Consider the following 25,709-nt stretch of genomic DNA (forward strand, 5'->3'; position numbering starts at 1 on the left):
GACCGGATTAGGGTCGACGGGTGACCGAGACTGCAGCCGATCTTCTCGACGGTGCCTGGAACGTCCGCGACGTCGGCGGACTGCGCACCGACGACGGCGGAACCACCCGGCCCGGCGTGCTCCTGCGATCCTCGGAACTGACTCGTCTGACCGACCCCGGACGCGCCGGTCTCGACCGACTCGGCGTGCGCGACGTCTTCGACTTCCGCGGCGCGCCGGAAGTGGAACGGTTCGGCGCCGACCGCACCCCACCGTCCGTGCGGGTGCACGCGGTCCCGTTCGTCGACGCGGTGGCGGTCGAACCCGACACCGAGCCGGCGCCGGCCGAAGCCCGTTCCGCGCCACACGAACCCGACCGCCGGGTGACCGATGCCCGCGGCTACCTGCTCGACACCTACCGCGCGTTCCCCACCCGGCCCGGCGCCCGCGTCGCGGTCGGGTCGGTTCTGCGCACCGTCGCCGCCGGCGAGGGAGCCGTGCTGGTGCACTGCGCCGCCGGCAAGGACCGTGCGGGATGGACCGTCGCGACGGTGCTGCGCGCCGCCGGCGTCGCGGACGAGGACATCCTCGCCGACTATCTGCGCAGCAACGATGCCGTGACCGCCCTGCGGAATCACGTTCTCTCGCACGGCGTTCCGCCCGAGCAGATCGCGGACGACCTTCTCGGTGTCCGAGAGGAGTACCTGCGGACCGGGCTCGACGCCGTCGACGCTGCACACGGCTCGTTCGAGAACTACTTGGACTGGCTCGGCGCGGACGCCGATCTCCTCGCCGGGCTGCGCCGAACGCTGGTCGATCAGCGCCCGGTGTAGGTGGCCTTGCCCGGGCCGACGTCGAGGAAGCTGCGGACCGCCCCGCGCAGATCGTCCGTCTCGAACAGCGCGCCGGACACCTCCGGGGTGATCGAATCCGCATGGCGCACACCGCCGGAGCGCCACGCACCCACGATCTGCTTGGTCGCCGCATGGGCCCGTGTGGGACCGTCGGCCAGGCGGTGGAGCAGGGCCGTCGCAGCCTCGTCCAGGTTCTCGTGGACCTGGTTCACCACTCCCCACTCACGCAGGGTCTCGGCCGAGTAGAGGTCGCCGGTCATCACGAACTCCCGCGCACGGCCACTGCCCGCGCGCTCCGCCATGCGCTGCGGACCACCCATCGACGGCGTCAACCCCACCACCGTCTCCACGAGCCCGAACTTCGCCCGCGGCGCAGCCAGGATGATGTCGCACGCCAGCGCGATCTCGAGCGCGGCCGTCAGCGTCAACCCGTGCGCCGCGAAGATCACCGGGCACGGCAACTCCTCCAGCGGATGCGCGACGCGGTCGAACAAGCCCTGCCACAACTGCGCACCCTCGGCCGCCGACAGTCCCTCGAAGACATGGACGTCGACACCGCCCGACACCACCTTCCCCTCCGCGCGCAGCAGCACCCCGCGCGGCGGCGACGCCACCAGATCCGCCACCGCCGCCTCGATGGCGTCGAACATCGGCTGATCGAAGAGATTCAGGGCGCCGTTCTGCAACGTCAGCACCGCCACCTCCGCCCCGGCCTCCGTGGTGCTGCGGTCGAGACGAAGAGGCTGAGTGGACTCGGTGGGTTCCGTCATGGACCGGAGCATGCCACACGGCCGGGACGGTGCGACCCCGTCCTTCGCACTACCGTGGACCCCGATGAACAGCCACCAGATCGACATCGTGCGCCTCGCCTGGGCCCGCGACCTCGGCCTGCCGGACAGTGATTTCCGACCGGCCTCCGGCACCCGCACCCTCCTCGTCGACGACACCGCCCGCCGCGTCCGCTTCGTCGTTCTCGACGGCCACGCCGTGCTGGTGGGCCCGTCGGACGTCCTCGAGCGCGCGGACGACGTCCCGGCCGACGTCCTCGCCACCCGCGACGGCCTCGCGGACGTCGTCGGGCCGCGCCGCGGTCGGTGTTCGGGACCGGTGGTCCTTGCGTACCTCGACGAGGTCCGGGCCGACGTCGGCGCCCCCAACCCGCTGCTGTCGCACTCCCGTCGCGACGCGGAACGCGTGCTGTCGACCACCCCGCCCGACGACGCCGTCGCGGCCCGCGCCGCGGACGCCACCACCTGGGTCACCGTCTTCGACGACACCGCGGGCGAGGCCGACGCGGTCCCGGTCTCGGCATCGGGCTACGTCGAGTGGCAGGGCTTCCTGGCCGACACCGTCGCGGTCACCGTGCCGTCGCATCGCCGCCGCGGCTACGGCCTGACCTCGGCGCGGCTGGCCACCAACGACGCCATCGATTCCGGCCTGATCCCCCAGATGCGCGTGGCGATGGACGATGCCGGGGCGCGATTGTTCGGACGATCCCTGGGATTCACCGAACTCGGCGTCGCCATCGCGATGGATTTGCCTGCGCCCGGGTAAGTTACCGCCATGAGCGACAGCGAGGCGGCATCGTCCGGGGAAGCCGGGTCCTACGTCGAGAAGGACGGCTTCGAGCGGGACACCAACTACATCGAGACCCGCATCACCGCGGACGGTCGCGACGGCTTCCCGGTGGAGGCCGGTCGATACCGCTTGGTGGTGGCGCGGGCGTGCCCGTGGGCCAACCGCGCGATCATCGTGCGGCGCCTGCTCGGCCTCGAGGACGCGCTGTCGATGGGCATCTGCGGTCCCACCCACGACAAGCGCAGCTGGACCTTCGACCTCGATCCCGGCGGGGTCGACCCGGTCCTGAAGATCCCGCGCCTGCAGGACGCGTTCTTCGCGCGTGATCCGAACTATTCGCGCGGCATCACCGTGCCGGCGGTCGTCGAGATCGCGACGGGCAAGGTGGTCACCAACGACTACCCGCAGATGACGCTCGACTTCTCCACGGAGTGGACGCAGTACCACCGCGAGGGCGCGCCCGACCTTTACCCCGAGCCGCTGCGCGACGAGATCGACGACGTCGCCGAGAAGATCTTCCACGACGTCAACAACGGTGTGTACAAGTGTGGGTTCGCCGGATCGCAGGATGCGTACGAGAAGGCGTACGACGCCTTGTTCGCGCGACTCGACTGGTTGAGCGATCGGCTCGAGAACCAGCGATTCCTGGTGGGCGACACCATCACCGAAGCCGACGTGCGGCTCTTCACCACGCTGGCCCGGTTCGATCCCGTCTACCACGGCCACTTCAAGTGCAACCGCAGCAAGCTGTCGGAGATGCCGGTGCTGTGGGCGTACGCGCGGGACCTGTTCCAGACGCCGGGCTTCGGGGACACCACCGACTTCGTGCACATCAAATCGCACTACTACGAAGTGCACACCGACATCAATCCCACCGGCATCGTCCCGAAGGGTCCGGACGTGTCCAGTTGGCTCTCACCCCATGGCCGTGAGGCGCTCGGCGGGCGGCCGTTCGGGGACGGCACGCCGCCGGGGGAACCGAAGGAGAGCGAGCGCGTTCCCGCGGACCACTGGGTGTGAGCGCAGCGAACGACCGGGTGTGATCGGGGCCGGGGTCAGGGCCGGAGGGTGAGAATCCTCGGCCCGTCCTCGGTCACCGCGACGGTGTGCTCCCAGTGCGCCGCGCGGGACCCGTCGGTGGTGACGACGGTCCAGTCGTCGTCGAGGACGCGGGTCTCGTGGGTGCCGAGGGTGAGCATGGGCTCGATGGCGAGCGTGGAGCCCACCACCAGTTCGGGCCCCTTGCCCGGCGCGCCTTCGTTGGCCAGGAACGGATCCATGTGCATCTGTTGTCCGATGCCGTGGCCGCCGTAACCGTCGACGATGCCGTATTTGCGCCCGTGCGCCTTCTCGGCGGCGTAGGTGCCCTGCTCGATGGCGTGGGACACGTCCGTCAGCCGATTGCCGGGCAGCATGGCCGCGATGCCCGCCTCCATGGACAGGCGGGTGGCCTCGCTGAGATCGGCGTCCGCCTCCGACAGCGTGCCGACGCCGAACGTCCAGGCGGAATCGCCGTGCCAGCCGTCGAGCACCGCACCGCAGTCGATGGACACCAGGTCGCCCTCGGCGAGCACGTCGCCGGTCGACGGGATGCCGTGGACGACGCGGTCGTTGACCGAGCTGCAGATGCTGCCGGTGAAGCCGTGGTACCCGAGGAACGACGGCACGGCGCCGGCGTCGCGGATGACGGCCTCGGCGATCGCGTCCAGTTCGAGCGTGGACACGCCGGGCTTCGCGGCCTCGCGTACGGCGACGAGGGCGGCGCCCACGACGGCCCCGGCCGCGGCCATGGCGTCGAGCTCACCGGCGCTGCGGAACGGGACCACCTTGCGCTTGCGTCCGAAAGCCATGGGTCAGGAGTCGCCCTGGATCGCGTCGATGACCTTGGCGTTGACGTCGTCGACCTCGCCGACGGCATCGACCGTCACCAGTCGTCCGTGATCCTTGTAGTACTCGAGCAGCGGCGCCGTCTCGTCGCGGTAGACCTTCATCCGGTTGCGGATGACGTCTTCCTTGTCGTCCTCGCGGCCGCGTGCCAGCATGCGCTCGACCACGACGTCCTCGTCGATGACGAAGGAGACGACGGCGTCGAGGCGGGTGCCCATGTCCTCGAGGATGCCGGCGAGGGAATCGGCCTGGTCCACCGAGCGCGGGAACCCGTCGAGGATGAAGCCGCCCGTGGCGTCGGGCTCGGCGAGACGGTCGCGCACCATGTCCACGGTCAGCGTGCTCGGCACCAGGTCGCCGGCGTCGAGGTACTTCTTGGCCTCGATGCCGAGGGGCGTCTGCTGCCCGATGTTCGCCCGGAACAGATCACCGGTGGACACGTGGGGGATGCCGAGCTTCTCGCTCAGCAGCGTCGCCTGCGTGCCTTTGCCGGCTCCGGGAGGACCGAGGAGGACGAGTCTCACTTGAGGAACCCTTCGTAGTTGCGCTGCATCAGTTGGCTTTCGATCTGCTTCACCGTGTCGAGGCCGACGCTCACCATGATGAGCACCGCGGTGCCGCCGAACGGCAGGTTCTGCGCACCGCCGGAGTTACCGATGTCGAGGAACAGGTTGGGCAGAACGGCGATGGTGCCGAGGTAGATGGCACCGGGCAGCGTGATGCGGCTGAGAACGAACTGCAGATAGTCGGCCGTGGGGCGTCCCGGTCGGATGCCCGGGATGAAGCCGCCGTACTTCTTCATCTCGTCGGCACGCTCTTCGGGGTTGAAGGTGATGGCGACGTAGAAGTACGTGAAGAACACGATCAGGCCGAAGTAGATCGCGATGTAGACCGGGTTGGCCGGATTGACGAGATAGGTGTTGATGGCGCGTTGCCACCAGCTCGGGTTCGCCGCCGTGCTCGCGTTGGTCAGCTGGGCGATCAGGTTGGGCAGGTAGAGCAGCGACGACGCGAAGATCACGGGGATGACGCCGGCCTGGTTGACCTTCAGCGGCAGGTAGGTCGACGATCCGCCGTACATGCGACGGCCGACCATGCGCTTGGCGTACTGCACCGGGATGCGGCGCTGACCCTGCTCGACGAACACGACGCCGACGATGATCGCGAGCGCGGCGACGCACACGAGGGCGAAGACGAGACCGCCGCGGCTGTCGAGGATGGCCTTGCCCTCGGACGGGATGCGCGAGGCGATGCCGGCGAAGATGAGCAGCGACATGCCGTTGCCGACACCGCGCTCGGTGATGAGCTCGCCGAACCACATGACCAGGGCGGCACCGGCCGTCATGACCAGCACGATCGTGACCAGCCCGAAGATGGACGTGTCGGCGATGATGTCGAGGTTGCAGCCCTGGAGCAGCTGCCCGCGCGACGCGAGCGCCACCAGGCCGGTGGCCTGGAGCACGGCGAGCGCGATGGAGAGATAGCGGGTGTACTGCGTCATCTTCGCCTGGCCGGCCTGGCCCTCCTTGCGGAGTTCCTCGAACCGCGGGATGACCACGGTGAGGAGCTGGACGATGATGCTCGCGGTGATGAACGGCATGATGCCGATAGCGAAGACCGACAGCTGCAGGAGCGCACCACCCGAGAACAGGTTGATGAGCGAGTAGATGCCGGCCGAGTCGCCGCCGGAGACCTGGTCGATGCACTGGCGGACGTTGCCGTAGTCGACGCCCGGAGACGGCAGGGTCGCACCGAAGCGGTAGAGCGCGACGAGACCGAGGGTGAAGAGGATCTTCCGTCTCAGGTCAGGTGTCCTGAGGGCCGACACGAAGGCGGAAAGCAACGATCCTCCAAAGGCGGGTTACTGGCACGAACTGGTCGGGGTGCCGCGAAGGCACCCCGTCGAACTCTAACAGCGGCGCTGATCGAACACCGATGGCCGCAGCACGACTCGCGTACCACGGCCATCGGTCGAACGAACGCGGGTGCCTCGCCTCCGACCGGAGGCGAGACACCGATCGATCACAGCTCGGTGGCGGACCCGCCGGCTGCAGCGATCTTCTCCTTGGCGGAACCGGTGAACTTGTCGGCGGTGACGGACACCTTCACCGACAGGTCGCCGTCGCCCAGGATCTTCACGAGGCGGTTCTTGCGCACCGCACCCTTGGCCACGAGATCGTCCTTGGAGATCTCGCCGCCCTGGGGGAACAGCCGCTCGATGTCGCCCAGGTTGACCACCTGGTACTCGACGCGGTTGCGGTTCTTGAAGCCCTTGAGCTTCGGCAGGCGCATGTGGATCGGCATCTGGCCGCCCTCGAACCCGGGCGAGACGTTCTTGCGAGCGCCCGTGCCCTTGGTGCCGCGACCGGCTGTCTTGCCACGCTTGCCACCCTCACCACGGCCGACGCGGATCTTCGCGCTCTTGGAGCCGGGGGCGGGGCGGAGGTGGTGCAGTTTGATGGTCATGGTCAGACCTCTTCCACTGTCACGAGGTGACGCACCACGTTGATCAGACCACGCGTCTGCGGCGTGTCCTCACGAACCACCGACTGGCGGATCTTCTTGAGGCCCAGCGTCCGCAGGCTGTTGCGCTGGTTCTGCTTCTGACCGATGGTGCTCTTGATCTGGGTCACTTTGAGGTCAGCCACGATCGGCACTCCCTGCTGCTGCCTGGGCGCGTGCGCGCAGCATGCCGGCGGGAGCGACGTCCTCGATCGGCAGACCACGGCGAGCCGCGACCTCTTCCGGACGCTGCAGACCCTTGAGGGCTGCAACGGTGGCGTGCACGACGTTGATCGCGTTGTCGCTGCCGAGCGACTTCGCGAGGATGTCGTGGACGCCGGCGCACTCGAGCACGGCACGCACCGCGCCACCGGCGATGACACCGGTACCGGGGCTTGCCGGGCGCAGCATGACCACACCGGCCGCAGCCTCACCCTGGACGGGGTGCGTGATCGTGCTACCGATCAGCGGAACGCGGAAGAAGCCCTTGCGAGCCTCCTCGACGCCCTTCTGAATGGCGGCGGGAACTTCCTTGGCCTTGCCGTAGCCGACGCCGACCAGACCGTTGCCGTCACCGACGATCACGAGGGCGGTGAAGCTGAAGCGACGACCACCCTTCACGACCTTGGAGACGCGGTTGATCGCGACCACGCGCTCGAGGTTGTTCTTCTCCGGGGCGTTGCCGCCGCGGTTGTCCCGGCGATCGCGACCGCCGCGGTTGTCTCCGCGGTTGTCGCCTCCGGTGTTGGGTCCATTCTGTCCGGCGGGGCCGTTTCCGCCGTCACGCCGTTGACGTCCCGGCATCAGGCTGTCCTTCCGTCGATGAACTGGATCGTGTTCGTAGTGGGCATCAGAACTTCAACCCGCCTTCGCGAGCTGCGTCCGCGAGGGCCGCGATGCGACCGGCGTAGTCGTGGCCACCACGGTCGAAGACCGCGGCCTCGATGCCGGCGGCCTTGGCACGCTCGGCGATGAGGGAGCCGACCTTGGCGCCACGCGCCTTCTTGTCGCCGTCCAGCGCACGCACGTCGGCCTCGATGGACGACGCGGCGGCGAGGGTGCGACCGGTCAGGTCGTCGACCAGCTGCGCGTGCAGGTGACGCGAGCTGCGGTTGACGACGAGACGGGGACGCTCGGCGGTGCCGGAGACCTTCTTGCGCAGGCGGAAGTGACGACGGGTCTTCGACAGACGACGACGCGTCGAGACGTCCTTGCCCAGCGGGATGCGCTTCGGGTTCGCCTCGGAACCCTGCTTGGCTGCGGTGTTGCTCATCACTTACCTGTCTTTCCGACCTTGCGGCGGATCTGCTCACCCTCGTACCGAACGCCCTTGCCCTTGTACGGGTCGGGACGGCGGAGACGACGGATGTTGGCAGAGATCTGGCCGACCTTCTGCTTGTCGATACCCGAGACGGAGAACCGGGTGGGGGTCTCGACCGCGAAGGTGATGCCCTCCGGCGCCGGGATCGGCACGGGGTGGCTGTAGCCGAGCGCGAACTCGAGGTCGTTGCCCTTCAGAGCCACGCGGTAACCGACGCCGTGAATCTCCATCTTCGTGGTGTAACCGGTGGTCACACCCGTGATGAGGTTCGCGACGAGAGTGCGCGAGAGGCCGTGCAGGGAACGGCTACGACGCTCGTCGTCGGGCCGAGTGACCGAGATCGAACCGTCGTCGTTCTTCGCGACGGCGATGGGCTCGGCGATGGTGAGAGACAAGGTGCCCTTGGGACCCTTGACCGTGACGTCCTGGCCGTCGATGGTGACATCGACACCGGCCGGAACCGTCACCGGAAGCTTTCCGATACGCGACATTGTGGTGGCCTCCCTTACCAGACGTAGGCGAGGACTTCGCCGCCGACGCCCTGAGTTGCCGCCTGGCGATCGGTGAGCAGACCGGTGGACGTGGAGATGATCGCCACGCCCAGGCCGCCCAGGACCTTGGGCAGATTGGTGGACTTTGCATACACGCGCAGACCGGGCTTGGAGACCCGGCGCACGCCGGCGAGGCTGCGCTCGCGGCTGGGGCCGTACTTCAGATCGACGATGAGGGTCTTGCCCACCTCGGCGTCCTCGGAGCGGTAGTCGGAGATGTAGCCCTCGCGCTTGAGGATCTCGGCGATGTTCGCCTTGATCTTCGAGTGCGGCAGCTTCACCTGATCGTGGTACGCCGAGTTGGCGTTGCGCAGACGCGTCAAGAAGTCTGCGATCGGGTCGGTCATGGTCATGACAGAGTTCATGGCCCTTTCTCGCAGCGGTTCCCATACAGCACGAGCGAGCTGGTGCCGCACCGAAGTGGGGCCTGGCTCGTCCCGCCGTGGGCCTACCGCGAAGTGTTCCGTCCTGACCGACTGTTGCCGGTCAGGGGTTGCGCTCCCGCCAGTGCGAGCGGTCGAATCTGCAGGCACTGGTGGGTGTTTCGAGCATCATGTGGCACGAAAACCCTGGTCACACGGGTCGTCTGCAGGCATGACGGTACCCGGGCAACCGTCACAGTCTACGGGCGCGACCCTGTCAGACCAAATCGGTGCAGGTGGGAGGGCGTCGGGCCGCTCTCGCCGGCGTCGACAGAGCCATTGTTGGCCATTCGTTACATGGAGAATGTCCGGTTCGTTTTATGGTGAGCGGGCCAATGCTCGACCCCTTCTCACGTGATGGAGCACAGCATGACAGTTCGTTCTCGCACACTCGGCCGCGCCGGAATCGTCGTCGCCGCCGCCGCTGCCGGGGTTCTTGCCACCTCGGGAACCGCGTCCGCGGCAGTGGCACTGGTCGCCGTTGCCCCGGTGCCCGGTGTGGAGTCCGTCAGCACAGTCGTCACCGCGACTCCCGCGGTCTTCTTCGAGGGCGACGTCGAGTGCACCGTGACCGCCACCGAGGTAGGAAACGCCGAGAACACGGCGTCCGAGGTAGGCACCCTCGCGCCCCCGCTCGGCCTCCCGTTCCCGGCTGTTCCGTGGACCGGGACCATCGACATCGACGGATTGGACGCGGGCATCTACACCGTCACCGCTACGTGCGACGACGGCGGAACCCCGGTCGACACCCTCGTCGGCGTGCCCGTCACGGTCCTCCCCGAGGGCGAACTTCCCCCCGTCGTCCCGCCCGTCCCCGGCGGCGGCTCGCTCCCGACGGACCTGTTCGAGAGCTGACACCCGCATCTCGTCACACGAGCCCCGATCCGCGCTGCGGGTCGGGGCTCGTGCTCTGTCGGGATTCGGCCGGGAGGGCGTCGCTCAGTAGTCGTCCCCGCGGTCACGCACGCGGTCGCCGAGGTTCGCCTGCTCGTCGTACGTCAGGCGGTCGACGTCGACGAAGCGCGACTTGCCCATCGTCGCCTTGTTGACGAAGTGCGTGATCACCCACAGCACCACGCCGAGCAGCAGCATCGCGCCGGCGATGCGGTACTGGATCATCTGCGCGTCGGTCCGCGCCCACGGTCCCACCAGGAACAGGCACAGCGTCGCGCCGATCACCGGGACGGCGACGGGCGCGGTGAACCCGTTCGACGGGCGTCGTCGCTTGAGCACCAGGCACGCCACGTTGACCACGGCGAACACGGCGAGCAGCAGCAATCCCGTCGTCCCGGACAGCGCGCTCACGACGGAATTGCCCGACAGTCGGTTGACCACCACGATCAGCACGACCGCCAGCAGGGTCGAGAACAGAATCGCGGCCCACGGCGAACGGCGCACGGGCAGAACGGAACTGAGTGTCTTGGGCAGGATGCGCTGGCGGCCGAGCCCGTAGATCAGACGGCTGGCCATGAGCATGTTGATCAGGGCGGTGTTGGCCACGGCGAACACCGTGAGATACGGGAAGATCTCGTCGATCGGCAGCCCCGGGGCGCCGAGGCGCACCACGTGCAGCAGGATGCCCTCGCTGCCGGAGTCGTAGTCCAGCGGCAACACCGCGATCACCGCGACGACCACGAGGACGTAGATCAGACACGCGATGCCGAGGCCGGACAGCATCATCTTCGGGAAGATGCGTTCGGGATTCTTCGTCTCCTCGACCATGTTCACCGAGTCCTCGAACCCGACCATCGCGAAGAAGGCAATCGTCGTCGCCACCGTGACGGCGAGGAACCACCCCTTCTCGTTGGGGTCCTCGAACACGACGAGGTTCGCGATGTCACCCTCCGCGCTGCCGCTGCCGACCGCGACGAACCCGATGACGATCACGATGGCCAGCGCCGTCATCTCGATGATCGTGAGAATCACGTTGAACTTGACCGATTCGCCGACGCCACGCAGGTTGATCGCCGCGAGCAGACCCATGAAGACGAGGGCGACCACCAGCTGCGCGGTGCTACCGGTGGGCACGTCGAACCACCCGATGCCGTCCTCGGTGGAGAACGTCTCGTGCAGGCCGGCGAGAAGGTTGCCGGCGACCACGTTCGACGACGTCGACGCGCTGGTGATGCCGGAACAGATCACGGCGAACGCCACGAGGAACGTGAAGAAGTGGATGCCGAACGCCTTGTGCGTGTACAGCGCGGCGCCCGCGGCCTGCGGGTACTTGCACACGAGCTCCAGGTAGGAGAACGCGGTGAGGGTGGCGACCACGAACGCCAGGACGAACGGCAGCCACGCCATACCGCCGACGTTCTCGATCATGTCGCCGGTGACCGCGTAGACGCCCGCGCCCAGGATGTCGCCCACGATGAACAACAGCAGCAGTCCCGGCCCGAGGACTCGCTTGAGTTCCGGTTCCTTCTCCGTCGCCGCGGCGTCCGTTGCCTGCGCCATGATCCGCTCCTGACGTTGCAGCCCCCTGCTGTTCGAACCCCCTGCCGCGGCAGCCTATGCCGCTCGCGGGGGCGGCGTGCGGTGAAACGGACCTGCGTGTCCGCACACGAGTCGGCCGAACGGGCGGGATCCCGGCGATCGGAACGTCCTGTGTGCTGTGGCGCAGGTCGGGCGCGCCACCCCCGAACGCCGACAGGCCCGAGCCGTGATGGCTCGGGCCTGTCGGGTGGTGATCAGCTCACCGGGGTGCTCGTCTCACCAGGAGGACTTGTGCACTCCGGGCAGCTCGCCGCGGTGCGCCATCTCACGGACGCAGATACGGCAGAGACCGAACTTGCGGAACACCGAGTGCGGGCGACCGCACCGCTGGCAGCGCGTGTAGGCGCGGACCGCGAACTTCGGCTTCTTGTTGGCCTTGTTGACCAGTGCCTTCTTAGCCATACGCTCAGTTCTCCTTGAACGGGAAGCCGAGGTGCTTGAGCAGCGCGCGGCCTTCGTCGTTGTTGGTGGCCGTCGTGACGACGGTGATGTCCATACCGCGAGGGCGGTCGATCTTGTCGACGTCGATCTCGTGGAACATCGACTGCTCGTTCAGGCCGAACGTGTAGTTGCCGTTGCCGTCGAACTGCGTGCCCGACAGGCCACGGAAGTCCCTGATGCGGGGCAGGGCGATGGACGTCAGACGGTCCAGGAACTCCCACATGCGGTCGCCGCGCAGCGTGACGCGAGCGCCGATGGGCATGCCCTCGCGGAGCTTGAACTGCGCGATGGACTTGCGGGCCTTGCGGATCTCCGGCTTCTGACCGGTGATGGCGGCCAGGTCGGCCACGGCACCGTTGATCAGCTTCGCGTCGCGGGCGGCGTCGCCGACACCCATGTTGACGACGACCTTGACCACGCCCGGGATCTGCATGACGTTGGCGTACTGGAACTCGGCGTTCAGCGCGTCCTTGATCTCCTCGCGGTAGCGAGTCTTGAGGCGCGGAACGATCTTCTCGGTGGTCGTCATCAGATGTCCTTCCCGCTCTTACGGGAAATCCGAACGCGCTTGCCGTTCTCGTCGGTGCGGTAGCCCACGCGGGTGGGGTTTCCGTCCGAGTCGACGACGGCGACGTTGGAAACGTGAATGGGGGCTTCCTGGGTGACGATGCCGCCCGAGGACGCGCCGCGCTCGTTGGCCGAGACAGCGGTGTGCTTCTTGATGCGGTTGACGCCCTCGACCAGGACCTTCTCGGTCGCCGGGTAGGCCTGGATGACCTTGCCCTTGGCGCCCTTGTCCTTACCCGAGATGACGAGAACCGTGTCGCCCTTGTGCACCTTCATCTCACAACACCTCCGGAGCCAGCGACACGATGCGCATGAACTTCTTCTCGCGCAGCTCGCGGCCGACCGGGCCGAAGATGCGGGTTCCGCGCGGATCGTTGTCCGGCTTGATCAGGACGGCGGCGTTCTCGTCGAACTTGATGTACGAGCCGTCGGGACGACGCCGTTCCTTCGTGGTGCGGACGATGACGGCCTTGACGACCTCGCCCTTCTTGATGTTTCCGCCGGGGATCGCGTCCTTGACGGTGGCGACGATGACGTCGCCGATCCCGGCGTAGCGGCGAGACGAACCACCGAGAACGCGAATGCACAAGATTTCCTTGGCACCCGTGTTGTCGGCGACGCGCAGCCGCGACTCCTGCTGAATCATGGGTCTCCTCGATGACCTGGATGTGCGTGCGCGGCGGATACCGACCCGACGCGCGCGGTCGTATCGCCCGGACCGGCGCATGCGCCTACCACGGACAACCGCTCAAGTGTAAGGAACACACCGACGCGAACCAAATCGGGCCGCATCGCGGAGAACACACCCCTGCCGAGTGTCGGTGACCGGTGGCACACTGGCCGACGTGCAGAGCCTCGCCCGGGGAGAGAACCGCCCTGCCCCACTCGACGCGTCCGGATCGATCACCGTCTCGGTGACCGGTGCCGCCGTGGACGTCTCCGCCCTGCTCCTCACCGCCGCCGGTCGCGTGCGGTCGGACCAGGACCTCGTCTTCTTCAACAACCCCGCCGGTCCCGGCGTTCGCTATGCGCCCGACGGCGTCACGGTCGACACGCGGGGCGTACCCGCCGAGATCGAGACCATCGCGATCACCGCCAGTCTCGACGGATCCGGCCCGGCGACGTTCGGTGGGATGCCGCTCCGCGCCACCGTCGGGTCCGATCTCGACTTCCCCATGACGGGCCTGACCACCGAGACCGCCGTCGTCGGCATCGAGATCTACCGACGCGGCGACGGCTGGAAGGTGCGGGCCGTCGGGCAGGGATACGACGACGGACTGGCCGGCATCGCGACGGCGTTCGGCATCACCGTGGACGAGCCGGAGACCGAGCCTGCGGCCGCGCCTCCTCCGCAGCCCGCGGCCGCGCCTCCTCCGCAGCCCGCGGCCGCGCCTCCCCCGCAGCCCACCCCCTCGCACGCCGCCCACCCCCAGCCCGCCACACCGGTCCGACAGGAAGGTCTCGCCGTGCGCAGCGAACTGTTCGCCCCCTCCAATGCCGAGGTGCAGGGCAACGGCATCCTCAAACAGGGCAGCAAGATGGCCCGCGTCGCGATGAACGGCGAGGTGATGGCGCGATCCGGCTCGATGGTCGCCTACCAGGGCGACCTGCGGTTCGAAGCACAGGGCTCGGGCGGGATCGGGAACATGATCCGCCGCACCGTCACCGGTGAGGGAGTTCCGCTCATGAAGGTGAGCGGCCACGGCGACCTGTTCCTGGCCAATGCCGCGCAGGACGTCCACATCATCGACCTCGACGGCAGTGACGGTCTCACCATCAACGGGTCCAACGTGCTCGCATTCGACACGTCGCTCTCCTACCGCATCGGCCGGGTCCAGGGCGCGGCCGCCAGTTCCAACGCGGGTCTGTTCAACTGCGTCTTCACCGGTCGCGGGCGCATCGCGATCACCACGGACGGTCAACCGGTGGTGCTCACCGTCGACCAGCCGACGTTCGCGGATCCGCAGGCAGCGGTGGCGTGGTCGTCGAGCCTGCAGACGTCGGTCAAGAGCAACGACCAGCTGAACTTCGGCACGCTCATCGGCCGCAGTACCGGGGAGCGCTTCACGCTGCAGTTCTCCGGCCAGGGCTTCGTGGTGGTGCAGCCGTCGGAACTGCCGCCGGGCGGCCTGATCGCGGGCACCGGTGGTGGTCAGCAGGCCGGAGTGGGCGGTGCACTCGGTGGCCTGCTCGGCCGGTGAGTCCCACCGACGATGAGCGAGGCACGGGACGAGTTCGCGGAGCGAGTGCTGAGTGTCGTCGAGCGGATTCCGGTCGGGCGCGTGATGACCTACGGCGACATCGCCGAGTTCCTGCAGCAGGGCGGTCCGCGCGGGGTCGGCGGGGTGATGGCGCGCGAGGGCGCGGCCGTCGCATGGTGGCGCGTCGTGCGGGCGAACGGGACGCTGCCCGCACACCTGGTCATCGACGCCCAGGAGCACTGGCATCTCGAACGCACCCCGCTGCGACGCGGCATCGTCGACGTCGACGGCGCCCGCTGGTGGCCCGAGTCCGACCGGCTCACGGCACGCTGAGTGGCCTGCATCGATCCGACCCGAGCGACGACGATTTCCGTCCCCGGGTACGGTTTGCCCGATGGGAACCGTCGGTGCGCCCGCTACCTCCCCGCGGGACGGTGAGGTCGTGATGACCCGTGCCGATTCCACTGCGGCGGCCTGGTGGCGCGCCCTGCCGCTCACCCGCGTCGTCCGGGTCGAGGGGGCGCCGCTCCGCGATCTCGCCGATCACGTCGATCCGCTGCCCTCCGACGCCCCCGCGCCGCTCTTCTTCTGCGCCGACGACGCCGCCGTGGCCAGTGCGTCGACGCTCACCGACGCGGTGGTCGCGGCCGTCGAACAGGCCGCGATCGAGCTGATCCCCCTCGTCGTGCCCGGTACCGACTCGCCCGGCGATCACTCGTCGCTCGTCCGGGACGCCGCCCGCGCCCGGGCCGTCGACCTCGCCCGATCGAGCGCGCACTTCGGGCCCTACCTCGCGCACCTGGCCGCGGCCCGCGCCTCGGCCCGGCCTCCGCGCACCGACACGTTCTCCCGCGAGACGCGGCTGACCGGCGCCGCTCGCGTCGTCGCGCAGGCGCACGGTCGGGACGGCGCCGTCGTGATTCTCGACGTCCCCGCCGATGCGCCGTCCCGCGACGTCGCGGCGGCCGCGGAATGGCTGTGCCGCACCGGGGTCGGGGTGTGGCTGACCGGCGACGGCGCAATGGACGTGGACCGATGTCCCGCGTACCGGGTCGACGTCCCCGCGGCGCCGACCGACGTCGCCACGATCGTCGACCGATTCCGTCCCGCGAGCTACCCGCCCGTCGTCGGGCATCCGCACGCCGCGAGTGCCGCGGAGGATCGGCTGTACCGACTGCTCTCGGCGCGGGAGTGGGCGACGGGCCGAGGGCACAACCAGGTGGTCCGGTTGTCGGAGATCGGCCGACCGTTCACCGTCGACGTCGTCTGGGCCCGGGAGAGGATCGCCGTCGAGATCGACGGCCCCGAACACCGATCGCGGCACCGGTTCTCGGACGACCGGTCGCGGGACAACCTGCTGCAGACCCGGGGCTGGATGGTGCTGCGCTTCACCAACGACGACGTGCTCACCGACCACGAGAGTGTCGTGGCCACCATCGAACAGGCAGTGCACCGACGACGAGCGAAGGGGACTCCCACGTGAGCACGACCGACTTGACCGGCACCGAGGTCGCCGTGCTGATGGTGCTGATGGCGGAGGCGCGGGCGGTGCGCAATCCGGAGCTCGCCGTGCTGGGACCGGCGCTCGCGAAGCCGTCCCGCGACCGCCTCGTGGCGCAGGGACTGATCGACGTCGGTCGTGAGGGCCGGTCGATGACCCTCGAACTGACGGACAAGGGGTGGAAGTTCTGCGCCGACCTCATGGGGTCGGACGCTCCGAAGGGTGCCACGGGTCCCGGCAAAGCGCTCTTCACCGTCCTCGCCGGTCTCGGCCGGTGGTTCCACCGCGACGACGTCCGTCCCGCCGAGGTCTTCTTCCCCCGCGACACCCCGGCCGAGATCGAGCCGCTGCCCACGCCGGCGAACGCCGTCGTACCGCAGTCGGTGCGCGAGCAGGACGGCGGCGGCGAGTCCTCTGCGAACACGGGTGTCGACCTCGAGACGCGCATCCGGCGCGCGTACGCGGACCTCGCGCGCGAGCCCGGGGCGCGGGTGCGGCTGACCCGGCTGCGGCCCGCCCTGTCCGACGTTCCCCGCGACCGCCTCGACGACGCGCTGGTCGCGTTGCAGCGGACACCGGGCGTCTCGTTGATCCCCGAAGAGAACCAGAAGACGCTGTCCGACGACGATCGCGCCGCCGCGGTGACCGTCGGGAACCAGCGCAACCACCTGCTGACGATCACCTCGTGATGGGTACTTCCATGAGCACTGCAGACGACCGCATCCGCGCCCTCGAGTCGGTGCGCCTGAGCTGGGCGCCGACTCCCGACGACGTGTGGCGGTCCCAGTCCGACGTCCACGTCGCCGGCCTGCACGACCGCGTGTACGCCGACGTCATGGCGGCCTACACCGACGCCGAGAAGTCGGACGACGCCAGCCCGTTGGGCGTCGTCGTCCGCGGGCCGGCCGGGTCGGGCAAGACCCACCTGCTCGGCCAGGTGCGCGAGGAGATCCAGGAACGCGGCGGGTACTTCTTCCTCATCCGGTTGCTCGACGCCGCGGGATTCTGGCGGTCGGTGCTGATGGGCATGCTCGACGACCTGACGCGCCCGTCCGGGCGCGGTGACGACAGCCAGCTCGCGCTGATGCTGCGGCGGCTGTGCGAGGTGGGCGGGGTCGACGAGTCCGTCCGTGCGCAGGTGATGGGCGAGACGATGATCGACGTCGACGCCCTCAACACGTTCGTCACCGCGGTCTACAAGGTGCATCCGCGACACCGACGCACCTCGCAGCACACGTTGCGGTCACTGGTGCTGTCGGTCGCGCCGGACACCGGCGTGCAGGACATCGGCGACGCGTACCTGCAGTCGATCGACGACGTCGACCCGGAGGAGTTCCGCGCCTGGGGCATCGTGCGCGCCGAGCTGGGCCACCAGGGCATCGCCGAGAACATCTCGCGCCTACTCGCCATCACCGGTCCGACGGTGCTCGCCATCGATCAGATCGACACGCTCGTCGCGCAGGCTCGGACGGGATCGGACCAGGAGTTCGCCGACGCCCGCGAGGACAAGGTCGTCGAGCAGCTGGCGCACGGGTTGATGTCGTTGCGCGAGACCCTGCCGCGCACGGCGTCGGTGCTGTCCGCCCTGTCGAGCGCGTGGGATCTCATCGAGTCGCGCGGCACGGCGCCGGTCAAGGATCGCTTCCGGGTGACGACGGATCTCGAGCGCATCCCGTCGTCGGACATCGGTCGGCTCCTGCTGGGGCGGCGGCTGAACGCGTGCTTCCGCGACGTCGGCTTCGTTCCGCCGCACGAGACGTGGCCGGTGGCCGCGGACGCCTTCGATCAGGCGCCCGATTTCACCCCGCGGCAGCTGCTCATCGCCGTCGACCGGCACATCCGCCGCTGTCTCGACAGCGGGGTCGCCGCCGAGCTGACCGACTTCCGGGACAAGGGTGGCGACGGTGGACAGCGCATCGTCGTCGAGCAGGACGAGCTGGCCGCCCTCGACGAGCGCTACGCCGCGCTGATCGCCGACGCCGACGTCAGCGTCCCGATCTCCCCGACCACCGAGGACGTGCTGGTCCCGACCCTGCTCGCCGCCGGACTCACGGCGTGGATCCACGAGCACCAGTCCTCCGACGACAGCCTCGCGCAGGACCCGCCGCCCAGCGGTCGGGCCGCCCTGCACGCCCGGCTGCGCCACACCGTCGACACGGACACCGACGACGAGGAGCACTGGTGCTTCCGCGCCATCACCGCGACGCACTGGCGCGCCGCGGGTGCCCGGATCGGGCGGGCGGTCACCGCAGCGGGCCTGCACATCGACATGCCGCGCCGGAAGCTGATCCTGATCCGCAACGATCCGTGGCCGTCGGGCGCGAAGACGCAGCAGACCATCGCCGCGGTGCGGCAGGCCGGGGCGATCGAGGTGCCGCTCACCGAGGCCGACCGTCGCGCCCTCGGCGCGCTCGGGCGGCTGCTCGACGAGAACTCCCCCGCCCTCACGTCGTGGCTTCTCTCGCGGAAGCCGGCGCACGAGATCGAGCTGTTCCGCACGACCCTCCCCGAGGTCAGCGTGGTCGACGACGAGCGAGCCCTGATCGAGCCGGAACCGATCACCAGCCGCCCGGCTCGTCGGCCCGAGATCGAGATCGGGACGGAGCTGAGCACCCACGCCGAGGTGCGCATCCCCCTCGAGGCGCTGCGCAAGCACACCGCGATCTTCGCCGGGTCCGGATCCGGCAAGACGGTGCTGATCCGTCGACTCGTCGAAGAGTGTGCGCTGCAGGGTGTCTCGGCCATCGTGCTCGACATCAACAACGACCTCGCCCGTCTCGGCACCGCGTGGCCCGACGACGAACGCACGTGGCCGCCCGGCGACGAGGCCAAGGCGACGGCCTACCTCCGCGACACGGACGTCGTCGTCTGGACGCCGCGGAAGTCCTCGGGCCGGCCGTTGAGTTTCCAGCCGCTGCCGGACTTCGCCAGCGTCGTCGGCGACCGGGACGAATTCGACGCCTCCGTCGAGTCCGCGCTCGCCGCTCTCGCTCCCGCCGCGTCCGCCGTCGGCGCCACCGAGAAGGCCAAGCACCGCCGGGCCGTCCTGAAGTCGGCTCTCGAGGTCTTCGGACGACGCTCACAGGGCGGGTCGCTCGCGGACTTCGTCGAGTTGCTCGAGAACCTGCCCGACGACGTCAGCGAGATGCGCGACGCGACACGCATCGCCGCGGATCTCGCCGAGAACCTCAAAGCCGCCACGACCAACGATCCCCTGTTCGCCGGGAGCGGCACGCCCGTCGATCCGGGTGTCCTGCTGACTCCGGCCGAGGGCAAGAAGGCCCGCGTGTCCGTGATCAACCTGGCCGGGCTGACCACCGAGGACCAGAAGCAGAGTTTCGTGAACCAGCTGCAGATGGGCCTGTTCGCGTGGATCAAGAAGAACCCGGCCGGTGACCGACCGCTCGGCGGGCTGTTCGTGATGGACGAGGCCCAGAACTACGCACCGTCCGACCGCTACACCGCCGCGACCCACAGCACCCTGGCCCTCGCGTCGCAGGCCCGCAAGTACGGGCTGGGGCTGGTGTTCGCCACGCAGGCGCCGAAGGGTCTGCACAACCGCATCGCCGGCAACGCGGCGACGCAGTTCTACGGCCTGCTGAACAGTCCCGCGCAGATCGCCGCCGCGCAGGAGATGGCGCGGGCCAAGGGCGGCTCGGTTCCGGACGTCGGTCGCCTGCCCGCCGGGCAGTTCTACGCGGCGGTCGAGGGTGCCGAATTCCGTCGCACCGCCACTCCGCTGTGCCTGACCTACCACCCCAAGAGCCCGCCCACGGAAGAGGAGGTCCTCGCACTCGCTCGCGAATGACCGGCAGGGTGCCGCTGCACCGGGCGTAACTTGGTTGCCATGGCTTACCGATTTCTGGGCAACAGTGGACTCAAGGTTTCCGAGATCACCTACGGCAACTGGCTGACGCACGGCTCGCAGGTGGAGAACGACGTCGCCACCGCGTGCGTCAAGGCTGCGCTCGACGCGGGCATCACCACGTTCGACACCGCCGACGTCTACGCGAACGGTGCCGCGGAGGAGGTGCTCGGCAAGGCCGTCGCGGGCGAGCGCCGAGAGAGCCTCGAGATCTTCACCAAGGTCTACTTCCCCGTCGGCCCGAAGGGCCCCAACGACACCGGCCTCTCGCGCAAGCACATCCGCGAGGGCATCGACAACTCGCTCCGCCGCCTCGGTACGGACTACGTCGACCTCTACCAGGCGCATCGGTACGACCACGAGACGCCGCTCGAGGAGACCATCGCGGCCTTCGGCGACGTGGTGCAGCAGGGCAAGGCGCTGTACATCGGCGTCTCGGAGTGGACGGCCGATCAGCTCCGCGAGGCGCAGTCCCTGGCGCGCGAGCGTGGCTTCTCCATCGTGTCCAACCAGCCGCAGTACTCGGCGCTCTGGCGGGTCATCGAGGCCGAGGTGGTCCCGGCGTCGCGGGAACTCGGCATCTCGCAGGTGGTCTGGTCGCCGTTGGCGCAGGGCGTGCTGACGGGCAAGTACGTGCCCGGTCAACCGCTGCCCGAGGGCTCGCGCGCCACGGACGACAAGGGCGGCGCGGACATGATCTCGCGATACATGAACGACGAGACCCTCACCCGCGTGCAGAAGCTGAAGCCGATCGCGGACGATCTGGGCCTGTCGATGTCGCAGCTCGCCATCGCCTGGGTACTGTCGAACGACAACGTCGCCGCGGCCCTCGTCGGCGCCTCTCGGCCGGAGCAGATCGCCGACAACGTGAAGGCCGCAGGCGTCACCCTCGAGGCCGACGTACTCGCGCGGATCGACGAGGCGCTCGGCGACATCGTCGAGAAGGACCCGGCCAAGACCGTCAGCCCGGAGAAGCGTCTGGTCTAGACCCGTTCCCGCGCTACGGTTCCGCTCGCGCGCTGCCTGTGTGCAGCGCGCGTGACGGGCCGCAGCGCAGGAGGGGCGGTTCCCCGGGAGAGCGGTGTTCCACAGGCCCTGTTCCGGGGCCGTCGTCGGCCGCCGGCACGGGCAGGCTCGCGGCATGGACCACCTCACGCGAGGGTCGGCGCTCCGGCTCGGTCTGTCCGACTCGCGACTACGTCGTGCCGTCGCCGCGGGCTCGCTGCACCGCATTCGACGTGGGCACCTCTGCGACGCCGGTGAGTGGGCGGACCTGACCGACGATGCCCGCTACCTGGTGGAGGTGCGCGCTGCCGCGGCGGCGCTCACCCTCCCCGCCTCCCTGAGCCACCACTCCGCGGCGGCCGTGCACGGCCTCCCGGTGCTGCGACCCGACCGGCGCGTCGTCCACTTCACGCTCGACGGGCGCAGCGGCGGCCACAGCGGTCCGCGGGCTCTTCATCGATGCCCCCTGGACCCCGTCGACGTCACGACGGTCGACGGCCTGTCCGTCACCACCCTCGAACGCACCGCCGTCGACGTGGCCTGCGCGGGAACGTTCGCGCAGGCAGTCTGCGTCGCGGAGTCCGCGCTGCGTGCCGGCGCGACGCGGGAGGGACTGACCGCAGCCCTGGTCCGTGCCGGGCGTCGTCGGGGCATCGCCGTCGCTCGGGCGGGGCTCGCCTACGCCGACGGCCGCACCGAGAGCATCGGCGAATCGTGGAGCCGGGCACTGATGCGGGGCTGGGCCGACGTCCCCGAGCCTCGCCTGCAACACACCTTCACTCGAGACGACGGACAGTTCGTGGCGCGCACCGACTTCGATTGGGACGGCCGCCTGGTGGGCGAGTTCGACGGCGAGGTGAAGTACGGCGGCGACACGCGCGCCGCCGTCCTGGCCGAACGCCGTCGGGAGAACGCACTGCACGCGCTGGGCGTCCACGTCGTCCGCTGGACCTGGTCGGACCTGGTGCACTCGGAGCGACTGCACCGCCTGCTGCGGGACAGGCTCCGGATGGTCGGCCTCTGACTGCCCCGCCTTCCCGCGCTGCGGTTGTGGTGCCGCGCTGACTGCTCGCAGCGCGCGTGGACAGCCGCAGCGCGCGAAGGGAGGGGTGGGGGCGGGAGGGAGTAGGGGTGGGGGGCTCGGGAAGGGGTGGATGCAGAACGGCCCCGCACTCACGAGGAGTGCGGGGCCGTTCGCGGTGGTGCAGGTCTTACTTGGCCTTCTCGAGGACCTCGACCAGTCGCCAGTGCTTGGTGGCGGACAGGGGGCGGGTCTCCATGAGCTGAACGCGGTCGCCGACGCCGGCGATCCCGTTCTCGTCGTGGGCCTTGACCTTGGTGGTGCGTCGGATGATCTTGCCGTAGAGGGCGTGCTTCACACGGTCCTCGAGCTCGACGACGATCGTCTTCTGCATCTTGTCGGAGACGACGTAACCGATACGCGTCTTCCGGCTGTTGCGGGTCTCTTCAGTCACTGCTTCCTCGCTCACGCTGCGTCACCTGCCGTGTCCTCGGACGGACCGCTGGCCAGCCCGAGCTCACGCTCACGCATGACGGTGTAGATGCGCGCGATCTCGTGGCGGACGACGCGCAGTCGACGGTTGTTGTCCAGCTGACCGGTGGCCATCTGGAAGCGGAGGTTGAACAGCTCCTCCTTCGACTCACGAAGGCGGTCGATCAGTTCTTCGTCACCGAGCTCGCGGAGCTCGGCAGCCGGGGTACCGGTGGCCATCAGAACTGAACCTCCCTCGTGACGATGCGTGCCTTCATCGGCAGCTTGTGGATCGCGCGGGTCAGCGCCTCGCGGGCGATGGCCTCGTCCGGGTAGCTGAGCTCGAAGAGCACGCGACCGGGCTTGACGTTGGCGACCCACCACTCCGGCGAACCCTTACCGGAACCCATGCGGGTCTCGGCCGGCTTCTTGGTGAGCGGGCGGTCCGGGTAGATGTTGATCCAGACCTTGCCGCCACGCTTGATGTGGCGAGTGACGGCGATACGAGCTGCCTCGATCTGACGGTTCGTGACGTAGGCCGGCCCGAGAGCCTGGATGCCGTAGTCACCGAAGGTCACCTGAGTCCCGCCCTTGGCGGCACCCGAACGCTTGGGGTGGTGCTGCTTGCGGTGCTTGACCCGACGGGGGATCAACATGCGTCAGCCCTCCTTCTGCTCGGTCGTAGCGGGTGCATCAGCGGTTGCGGTCGCGGCGCGGCCGGCCTCGGTGCTGGTCGCCGTGGTGCCCGAGGCACCGCTGCGACGCGGACGAGACGGACGCTCGCGGCGGGGACGGTCGGCGGGTGCGGCCGCGGCTGCGACCTCACGACGTCCACCGACGATGTCGCCCTTGTAGATCCAGACCTTCACGCCGATGCGACCGAAGGTGGTCTTCGCCTCGTAGAGGCCGTAGTCGATGTCCGCACGCAGCGTGTGCAGCGGAACGCGACCTTCGCGGTAGAACTCGGAGCGGCTCATCTCCGCGCCGCCGAGGCGGCCGGAGCACTGGACGCGGATGCCCTTGACGTTCGGCTGACGCATGGCCGACTGGATGGCCTTGCGCATCGCACGACGGAAGGCGACGCGGTTGCTGAGCTGCTCGGCCACACCCTGAGCCACGAGCTGAGCCTCGGACTCGGCGTTCTTGACCTCGAGGATGTTCAGCTGGACCTGCTTGCCGGTCAGCTTCTCGAGCTCGGAACGGATGCGGTCGGCCTCGGCGCCGCGGCGACCGATGACGATGCCCGGACGCGCGGTGTGGATGTCGACGCGGACGCGGTCACGCGTGCGCTCGATCTCCACCTTCGCGATGCCGGCCCGCTCCATGCCCGTGGCGAGGAGCTTGCGGATCGCGACGTCTTCCTTGACGTACTCCGAGTACTGCTTGTCTGCGTACCAGCGCGACTTCCAGTCGGTCGTGATGCCGAGGCGGAAGCCATGCGGGTTGATCTTCTGGCCCACTACTGAGCTCCCTTCCGGCGACCACGTGCCGAGCCGCCGGTCTTGGGCAGGCTCTCCACGATGACCGTGATGTGCGATGTGCGCTTACGGATACGGAACGCGCGACCCTGGGCACGGGGCTGGAATCGCTTGAGCGTTGCGCCCTCGTCGACGAACGCCGCGGCCACGACCAGCGTGCTGGGGTCGAGGTCGAGGTTGTTCTCGGCGTTGGCGGCGGCGCTGGCGACGACCTTGGCCACCGGCTCGCTCGCTGCCTGCGGCGCGAACTTCAGGATGTTCAACGCATCCTCGACGCTGCGTCCGCGGACCAGATCGACGACACGACGTGCCTTCATCGGGGTGACGCGCACGTGCTTGGCCGTAGCGCGAGCGGTCGGGTTGTCGGTCGCGACAATCCCTGAACGAGAGATGCTCATCGCCTCTTCGCCTTCCGGTCGTCCTTGATGTGTCCCTTGAACGTGCGCGTCGGCGCGAACTCACCGAGCTTGTGTCCGACCATGGCATCCGAGACGAACACCGGGACGTGCTTGCGACCGTCGTGGACGGCGAAGGTGTGTCCGATGAAATCGGGGGTGATGGTCGAGCGACGCGACCAGGTCTTGATGACCTGCTTCGTGCCCTTCTCGTTCTGAACGTCCACCTTCTTCAGGAGGTGGTCGTCGACGAACGGGCCTTTCTTCAGACTGCGTGGCATCTGCTACTCCCTCCTGCTTATCGCTTGTTCTTGCCGGTGCGGCGGCGGCGGACGATCAACTGATCGGACGGCTTGTTCTTGCGGGTGCGGCCCTCAGGCTGTCCCCAGGGGCTGACCGGGTGGCGACCACCGGAGGTCTTGCCCTCACCACCACCGTGCGGGTGGTCGACCGGGTTCATGACGACACCACGGACGGTCGGGCGCTTGCCCTTCCAGCGCATGCGGCCGGCCTTGCCCCAGTTGATGTTGGACTGCTCGGCGTTGCCGACCTCGCCGACGGTGGCGCGGCAGCGCACGTCGACGCGGCGGATCTCACCGGACGGCATACGCAGCGTGGCGTAGGGGCCTTCCTTGCCGAGGAGCTGGATGCCGGCTCCGGCGGAGCGGGCCATCTTGGCTCCGCCGCCGGGACGCAGCTCCACCGCGTGGATGGTGGTACCCGTGGGGATGTTGCGCAGCGGCAGGTTGTTGCCCGGCTTGATGTCGGCGGTGGCGCCGGCCTCGATGGGCGAACCCTGCTGGATGCCCTTCGGCGCGATGATGTAGCGCTTCTCGCCGTCGGCGTAGTGCAGCAGCGCGATGTTGGCGGTGCGGTTGGGGTCGTACTCGATGTGAGCGACCTTGGCCGGCACGCCGTCCTTGTCGTTGCGACGGAAGTCGATCAGACGGTAGGCGCGCTTGTGGCCGCCACCCTTGTGACGGGTGGTGATGCGGCCATGGGCGTTGCGGCCTCCGCGGCCGTGCAGCGGGCGGATGAGCGACTTCTCCGGTGTCGAGCGCGTGATCTCCGCGAAATCGGAGACACTCGCGCCGCGACGACCGGGAGTGGTCGGCTTGTACTTACGAATTGCCATGTTTGTCTCGTCCCTTGATCCTCGAGGACCCTCGTGAGCTCC

General features: G+C 68.8%; 33 protein-coding genes. 11 read left to right on the top strand and 22 right to left on the bottom strand.

Features of this window, described 5'->3' with window-relative positions; all coding sequences use genetic code 11:
• The first annotated feature begins 20 nt into the window (after window positions 1-20).
• Complete coding sequence (locus tag RC2_RS06280; RefSeq protein WP_068152259.1) at window positions 21-812, top strand: tyrosine-protein phosphatase; 792 nt, start codon at window positions 21-23, stop codon at window positions 810-812.
• Here the strand turns inward: RC2_RS06280 and RC2_RS06285 are convergent.
• Window positions 797-1,603: an enoyl-CoA hydratase/isomerase family protein gene (locus tag RC2_RS06285; RefSeq protein ID WP_068152280.1), complete on the bottom strand. Its 807-nt coding sequence runs from the start codon at window positions 1,601-1,603 to the stop codon at window positions 797-799. The two genes, RC2_RS06280 and RC2_RS06285, sit on opposite strands and share 16 nt — an antisense overlap.
• Window positions 1,604-1,667: 64 nt before the next feature.
• Here RC2_RS06285 and RC2_RS06290 point away from each other — a divergent pair, with 64 nt between their 5' ends.
• Window positions 1,668-2,387: a hypothetical protein gene (locus RC2_RS06290; protein ID WP_068152261.1), complete on the top strand. Its 720-nt coding sequence runs from the start codon at window positions 1,668-1,670 to the stop codon at window positions 2,385-2,387.
• 9 nt (window positions 2,388-2,396) lie between these two features.
• Window positions 2,397-3,431 carry a glutathione S-transferase family protein gene (locus RC2_RS06295; RefSeq protein WP_068152263.1) on the top strand — a complete coding sequence of 345 codons (1,035 nt, stop codon included), beginning with the start codon at window positions 2,397-2,399 and terminating at the stop codon, window positions 3,429-3,431.
• Window positions 3,432-3,466: 35 nt separating this feature from the next.
• On the opposite strand, the gene map is transcribed toward RC2_RS06295, so the two are convergent.
• From map to rpsH, 9 genes are all read right to left on the bottom strand, one after another.
• On the bottom strand, window positions 3,467-4,261 hold the full coding sequence (map, locus tag RC2_RS06300; RefSeq protein ID WP_068152265.1) for a type I methionyl aminopeptidase: 795 nt from the start codon (window positions 4,259-4,261) through the stop codon (window positions 3,467-3,469).
• A 3-nt stretch (window positions 4,262-4,264) separates the two neighbouring features.
• On the bottom strand, window positions 4,265-4,822 hold the full coding sequence (locus RC2_RS06305) for an adenylate kinase (RefSeq protein WP_068152267.1): 558 nt from the start codon (window positions 4,820-4,822) through the stop codon (window positions 4,265-4,267).
• The gene (gene secY / locus RC2_RS06310; protein ID WP_068099637.1) at window positions 4,819-6,141 is read right to left on the bottom strand and encodes a preprotein translocase subunit SecY; all 1,323 of its coding nucleotides are present in this window, start codon (window positions 6,139-6,141) and stop codon (window positions 4,819-4,821) included. The genes RC2_RS06305 and secY overlap by 4 nt, the downstream gene beginning before the upstream one ends.
• A gap of 179 nt (window positions 6,142-6,320) precedes the next feature.
• Window positions 6,321-6,764 carry a 50S ribosomal protein L15 gene (gene rplO, locus RC2_RS06315; protein ID WP_068152268.1) on the bottom strand — a complete coding sequence of 148 codons (444 nt, stop codon included), beginning with the start codon at window positions 6,762-6,764 and terminating at the stop codon, window positions 6,321-6,323.
• 2 nt (window positions 6,765-6,766) lie between these two features.
• On the bottom strand, window positions 6,767-6,946 hold the full coding sequence (gene rpmD, locus RC2_RS06320) for a 50S ribosomal protein L30 (RefSeq protein WP_068152270.1): 180 nt from the start codon (window positions 6,944-6,946) through the stop codon (window positions 6,767-6,769).
• Window positions 6,939-7,604 (bottom strand): 30S ribosomal protein S5, encoded by a 666-nt coding sequence (gene rpsE / locus RC2_RS06325; RefSeq protein ID WP_068099634.1) that lies wholly within the window; start codon window positions 7,602-7,604, stop codon window positions 6,939-6,941. The genes rpmD and rpsE overlap by 8 nt, the downstream gene beginning before the upstream one ends.
• A gap of 46 nt (window positions 7,605-7,650) precedes the next feature.
• The gene (gene rplR / locus RC2_RS06330; protein WP_068099633.1) at window positions 7,651-8,073 is read right to left on the bottom strand and encodes a 50S ribosomal protein L18; all 423 of its coding nucleotides are present in this window, start codon (window positions 8,071-8,073) and stop codon (window positions 7,651-7,653) included.
• Window positions 8,073-8,612 (bottom strand): 50S ribosomal protein L6, encoded by a 540-nt coding sequence (gene rplF / locus RC2_RS06335; protein WP_068152273.1) that lies wholly within the window; start codon window positions 8,610-8,612, stop codon window positions 8,073-8,075. The genes rplR and rplF overlap by 1 nt, the downstream gene beginning before the upstream one ends.
• A 14-nt stretch (window positions 8,613-8,626) precedes the next feature.
• Window positions 8,627-9,025, bottom strand: coding sequence for a 30S ribosomal protein S8 (gene rpsH, locus RC2_RS06340; RefSeq protein WP_068104929.1), 399 nt, complete (start codon window positions 9,023-9,025; stop codon window positions 8,627-8,629).
• 438 nt (window positions 9,026-9,463) lie between these two features.
• On the opposite strand from rpsH, the gene RC2_RS06345 reads away from it, so the two are divergent.
• Complete coding sequence (locus RC2_RS06345; RefSeq protein WP_139277301.1) at window positions 9,464-9,949, top strand: hypothetical protein; 486 nt, start codon at window positions 9,464-9,466, stop codon at window positions 9,947-9,949.
• 84 nt (window positions 9,950-10,033) lie between these two features.
• On the opposite strand, the gene RC2_RS06350 is transcribed toward RC2_RS06345, so the two are convergent.
• The 5 genes from RC2_RS06350 to rplN all read right to left on the bottom strand — a co-directional run bounded on the left by RC2_RS06350 (window position 10,034) and on the right by rplN (window position 13,241).
• The gene (locus RC2_RS06350; protein ID WP_068152278.1) at window positions 10,034-11,548 is read right to left on the bottom strand and encodes an APC family permease; all 1,515 of its coding nucleotides are present in this window, start codon (window positions 11,546-11,548) and stop codon (window positions 10,034-10,036) included.
• A 255-nt stretch (window positions 11,549-11,803) separates the two neighbouring features.
• Complete coding sequence (locus RC2_RS06355) at window positions 11,804-11,989, bottom strand: type Z 30S ribosomal protein S14 (RefSeq protein WP_027504665.1); 186 nt, start codon at window positions 11,987-11,989, stop codon at window positions 11,804-11,806.
• Window positions 11,990-11,993: 4 nt separating this feature from the next.
• The gene (gene rplE, locus RC2_RS06360; protein ID WP_068099629.1) at window positions 11,994-12,557 is read right to left on the bottom strand and encodes a 50S ribosomal protein L5; all 564 of its coding nucleotides are present in this window, start codon (window positions 12,555-12,557) and stop codon (window positions 11,994-11,996) included.
• Complete coding sequence (gene rplX, locus RC2_RS06365) at window positions 12,557-12,871, bottom strand: 50S ribosomal protein L24 (protein ID WP_068099628.1); 315 nt, start codon at window positions 12,869-12,871, stop codon at window positions 12,557-12,559. The genes rplE and rplX overlap by 1 nt, the downstream gene beginning before the upstream one ends.
• A gap of 1 nt (window position 12,872) precedes the next feature.
• Window positions 12,873-13,241: a 50S ribosomal protein L14 gene (gene rplN, locus RC2_RS06370; RefSeq protein WP_068099627.1), complete on the bottom strand. Its 369-nt coding sequence runs from the start codon at window positions 13,239-13,241 to the stop codon at window positions 12,873-12,875.
• A 190-nt stretch (window positions 13,242-13,431) separates the two neighbouring features.
• Here rplN and RC2_RS06375 point away from each other — a divergent pair, with 190 nt between their 5' ends.
• From RC2_RS06375 to RC2_RS06405, 7 genes are all read left to right on the top strand, one after another.
• Window positions 13,432-14,796 carry an AIM24 family protein gene (locus RC2_RS06375; RefSeq protein ID WP_072681319.1) on the top strand — a complete coding sequence of 455 codons (1,365 nt, stop codon included), beginning with the start codon at window positions 13,432-13,434 and terminating at the stop codon, window positions 14,794-14,796.
• 12 nt (window positions 14,797-14,808) lie between these two features.
• Window positions 14,809-15,129, top strand: coding sequence for an MGMT family protein (locus RC2_RS06380; protein WP_068153444.1), 321 nt, complete (start codon window positions 14,809-14,811; stop codon window positions 15,127-15,129).
• A 61-nt stretch (window positions 15,130-15,190) separates the two neighbouring features.
• Window positions 15,191-16,279 carry an endonuclease domain-containing protein gene (locus RC2_RS06385; protein WP_245811001.1) on the top strand — a complete coding sequence of 363 codons (1,089 nt, stop codon included), beginning with the start codon at window positions 15,191-15,193 and terminating at the stop codon, window positions 16,277-16,279.
• Window positions 16,276-16,986 carry a hypothetical protein gene (locus tag RC2_RS06390; protein ID WP_068153538.1) on the top strand — a complete coding sequence of 237 codons (711 nt, stop codon included), beginning with the start codon at window positions 16,276-16,278 and terminating at the stop codon, window positions 16,984-16,986. Before RC2_RS06385 ends, RC2_RS06390 begins: the two co-directional genes overlap by 4 nt.
• 11 nt (window positions 16,987-16,997) lie before the next feature.
• Window positions 16,998-20,105, top strand: a complete 3,108-nt coding sequence (locus RC2_RS06395) for a helicase HerA domain-containing protein (protein WP_068153536.1) — start codon at window positions 16,998-17,000, stop codon at window positions 20,103-20,105.
• A 39-nt stretch (window positions 20,106-20,144) separates the two neighbouring features.
• Window positions 20,145-21,149, top strand: a complete 1,005-nt coding sequence (locus tag RC2_RS06400; protein WP_068153535.1) for an aldo/keto reductase family protein — start codon at window positions 20,145-20,147, stop codon at window positions 21,147-21,149.
• A 154-nt stretch (window positions 21,150-21,303) separates the two neighbouring features.
• Window positions 21,304-22,191, top strand: a complete 888-nt coding sequence (locus RC2_RS06405) for a type IV toxin-antitoxin system AbiEi family antitoxin domain-containing protein (RefSeq protein WP_068153532.1) — start codon at window positions 21,304-21,306, stop codon at window positions 22,189-22,191.
• A gap of 187 nt (window positions 22,192-22,378) precedes the next feature.
• Here the strand turns inward: RC2_RS06405 and rpsQ are convergent, their stop codons facing one another.
• Genes rpsQ through rplB form a run of 7 tightly spaced genes read right to left on the bottom strand, consistent with a single transcriptional unit; the run spans window position 22,379 to window position 25,667 of the window.
• Window positions 22,379-22,657, bottom strand: a complete 279-nt coding sequence (rpsQ, locus tag RC2_RS06410; RefSeq protein ID WP_068099620.1) for a 30S ribosomal protein S17 — start codon at window positions 22,655-22,657, stop codon at window positions 22,379-22,381.
• Window positions 22,654-22,899 carry a 50S ribosomal protein L29 gene (gene rpmC / locus RC2_RS06415; protein ID WP_068099619.1) on the bottom strand — a complete coding sequence of 82 codons (246 nt, stop codon included), beginning with the start codon at window positions 22,897-22,899 and terminating at the stop codon, window positions 22,654-22,656. The genes rpsQ and rpmC overlap by 4 nt, the downstream gene beginning before the upstream one ends.
• A complete protein-coding gene (gene rplP / locus RC2_RS06420; RefSeq protein WP_068099618.1) occupies window positions 22,899-23,315 on the bottom strand; it encodes a 50S ribosomal protein L16 in 417 nt (138 codons plus the stop codon). The genes rpmC and rplP overlap by 1 nt, the downstream gene beginning before the upstream one ends.
• Window positions 23,316-23,318: 3 nt before the next feature.
• The gene (rpsC, locus tag RC2_RS06425; RefSeq protein WP_068151957.1) at window positions 23,319-24,119 is read right to left on the bottom strand and encodes a 30S ribosomal protein S3; all 801 of its coding nucleotides are present in this window, start codon (window positions 24,117-24,119) and stop codon (window positions 23,319-23,321) included.
• The gene (rplV, locus tag RC2_RS06430) at window positions 24,119-24,535 is read right to left on the bottom strand and encodes a 50S ribosomal protein L22 (RefSeq protein WP_068099616.1); all 417 of its coding nucleotides are present in this window, start codon (window positions 24,533-24,535) and stop codon (window positions 24,119-24,121) included. Before rplV ends, rpsC begins: the two co-directional genes overlap by 1 nt.
• Window positions 24,532-24,813 (bottom strand): 30S ribosomal protein S19, encoded by a 282-nt coding sequence (gene rpsS / locus RC2_RS06435; protein WP_042575433.1) that lies wholly within the window; start codon window positions 24,811-24,813, stop codon window positions 24,532-24,534. Before rpsS ends, rplV begins: the two co-directional genes overlap by 4 nt.
• Window positions 24,814-24,830: 17 nt before the next feature.
• Complete coding sequence (rplB, locus tag RC2_RS06440) at window positions 24,831-25,667, bottom strand: 50S ribosomal protein L2 (protein WP_068151954.1); 837 nt, start codon at window positions 25,665-25,667, stop codon at window positions 24,831-24,833.
• Between the last annotated feature and the right edge of the window lie 42 nt (window positions 25,668-25,709).

Origin of the sequence: Rhodococcoides corynebacterioides NBRC 14404 (genome assembly GCF_001894765.1) — a bacterium.
Lineage (GTDB): Bacteria > Actinomycetota > Actinomycetes > Mycobacteriales > Mycobacteriaceae > Rhodococcoides > Rhodococcoides corynebacterioides.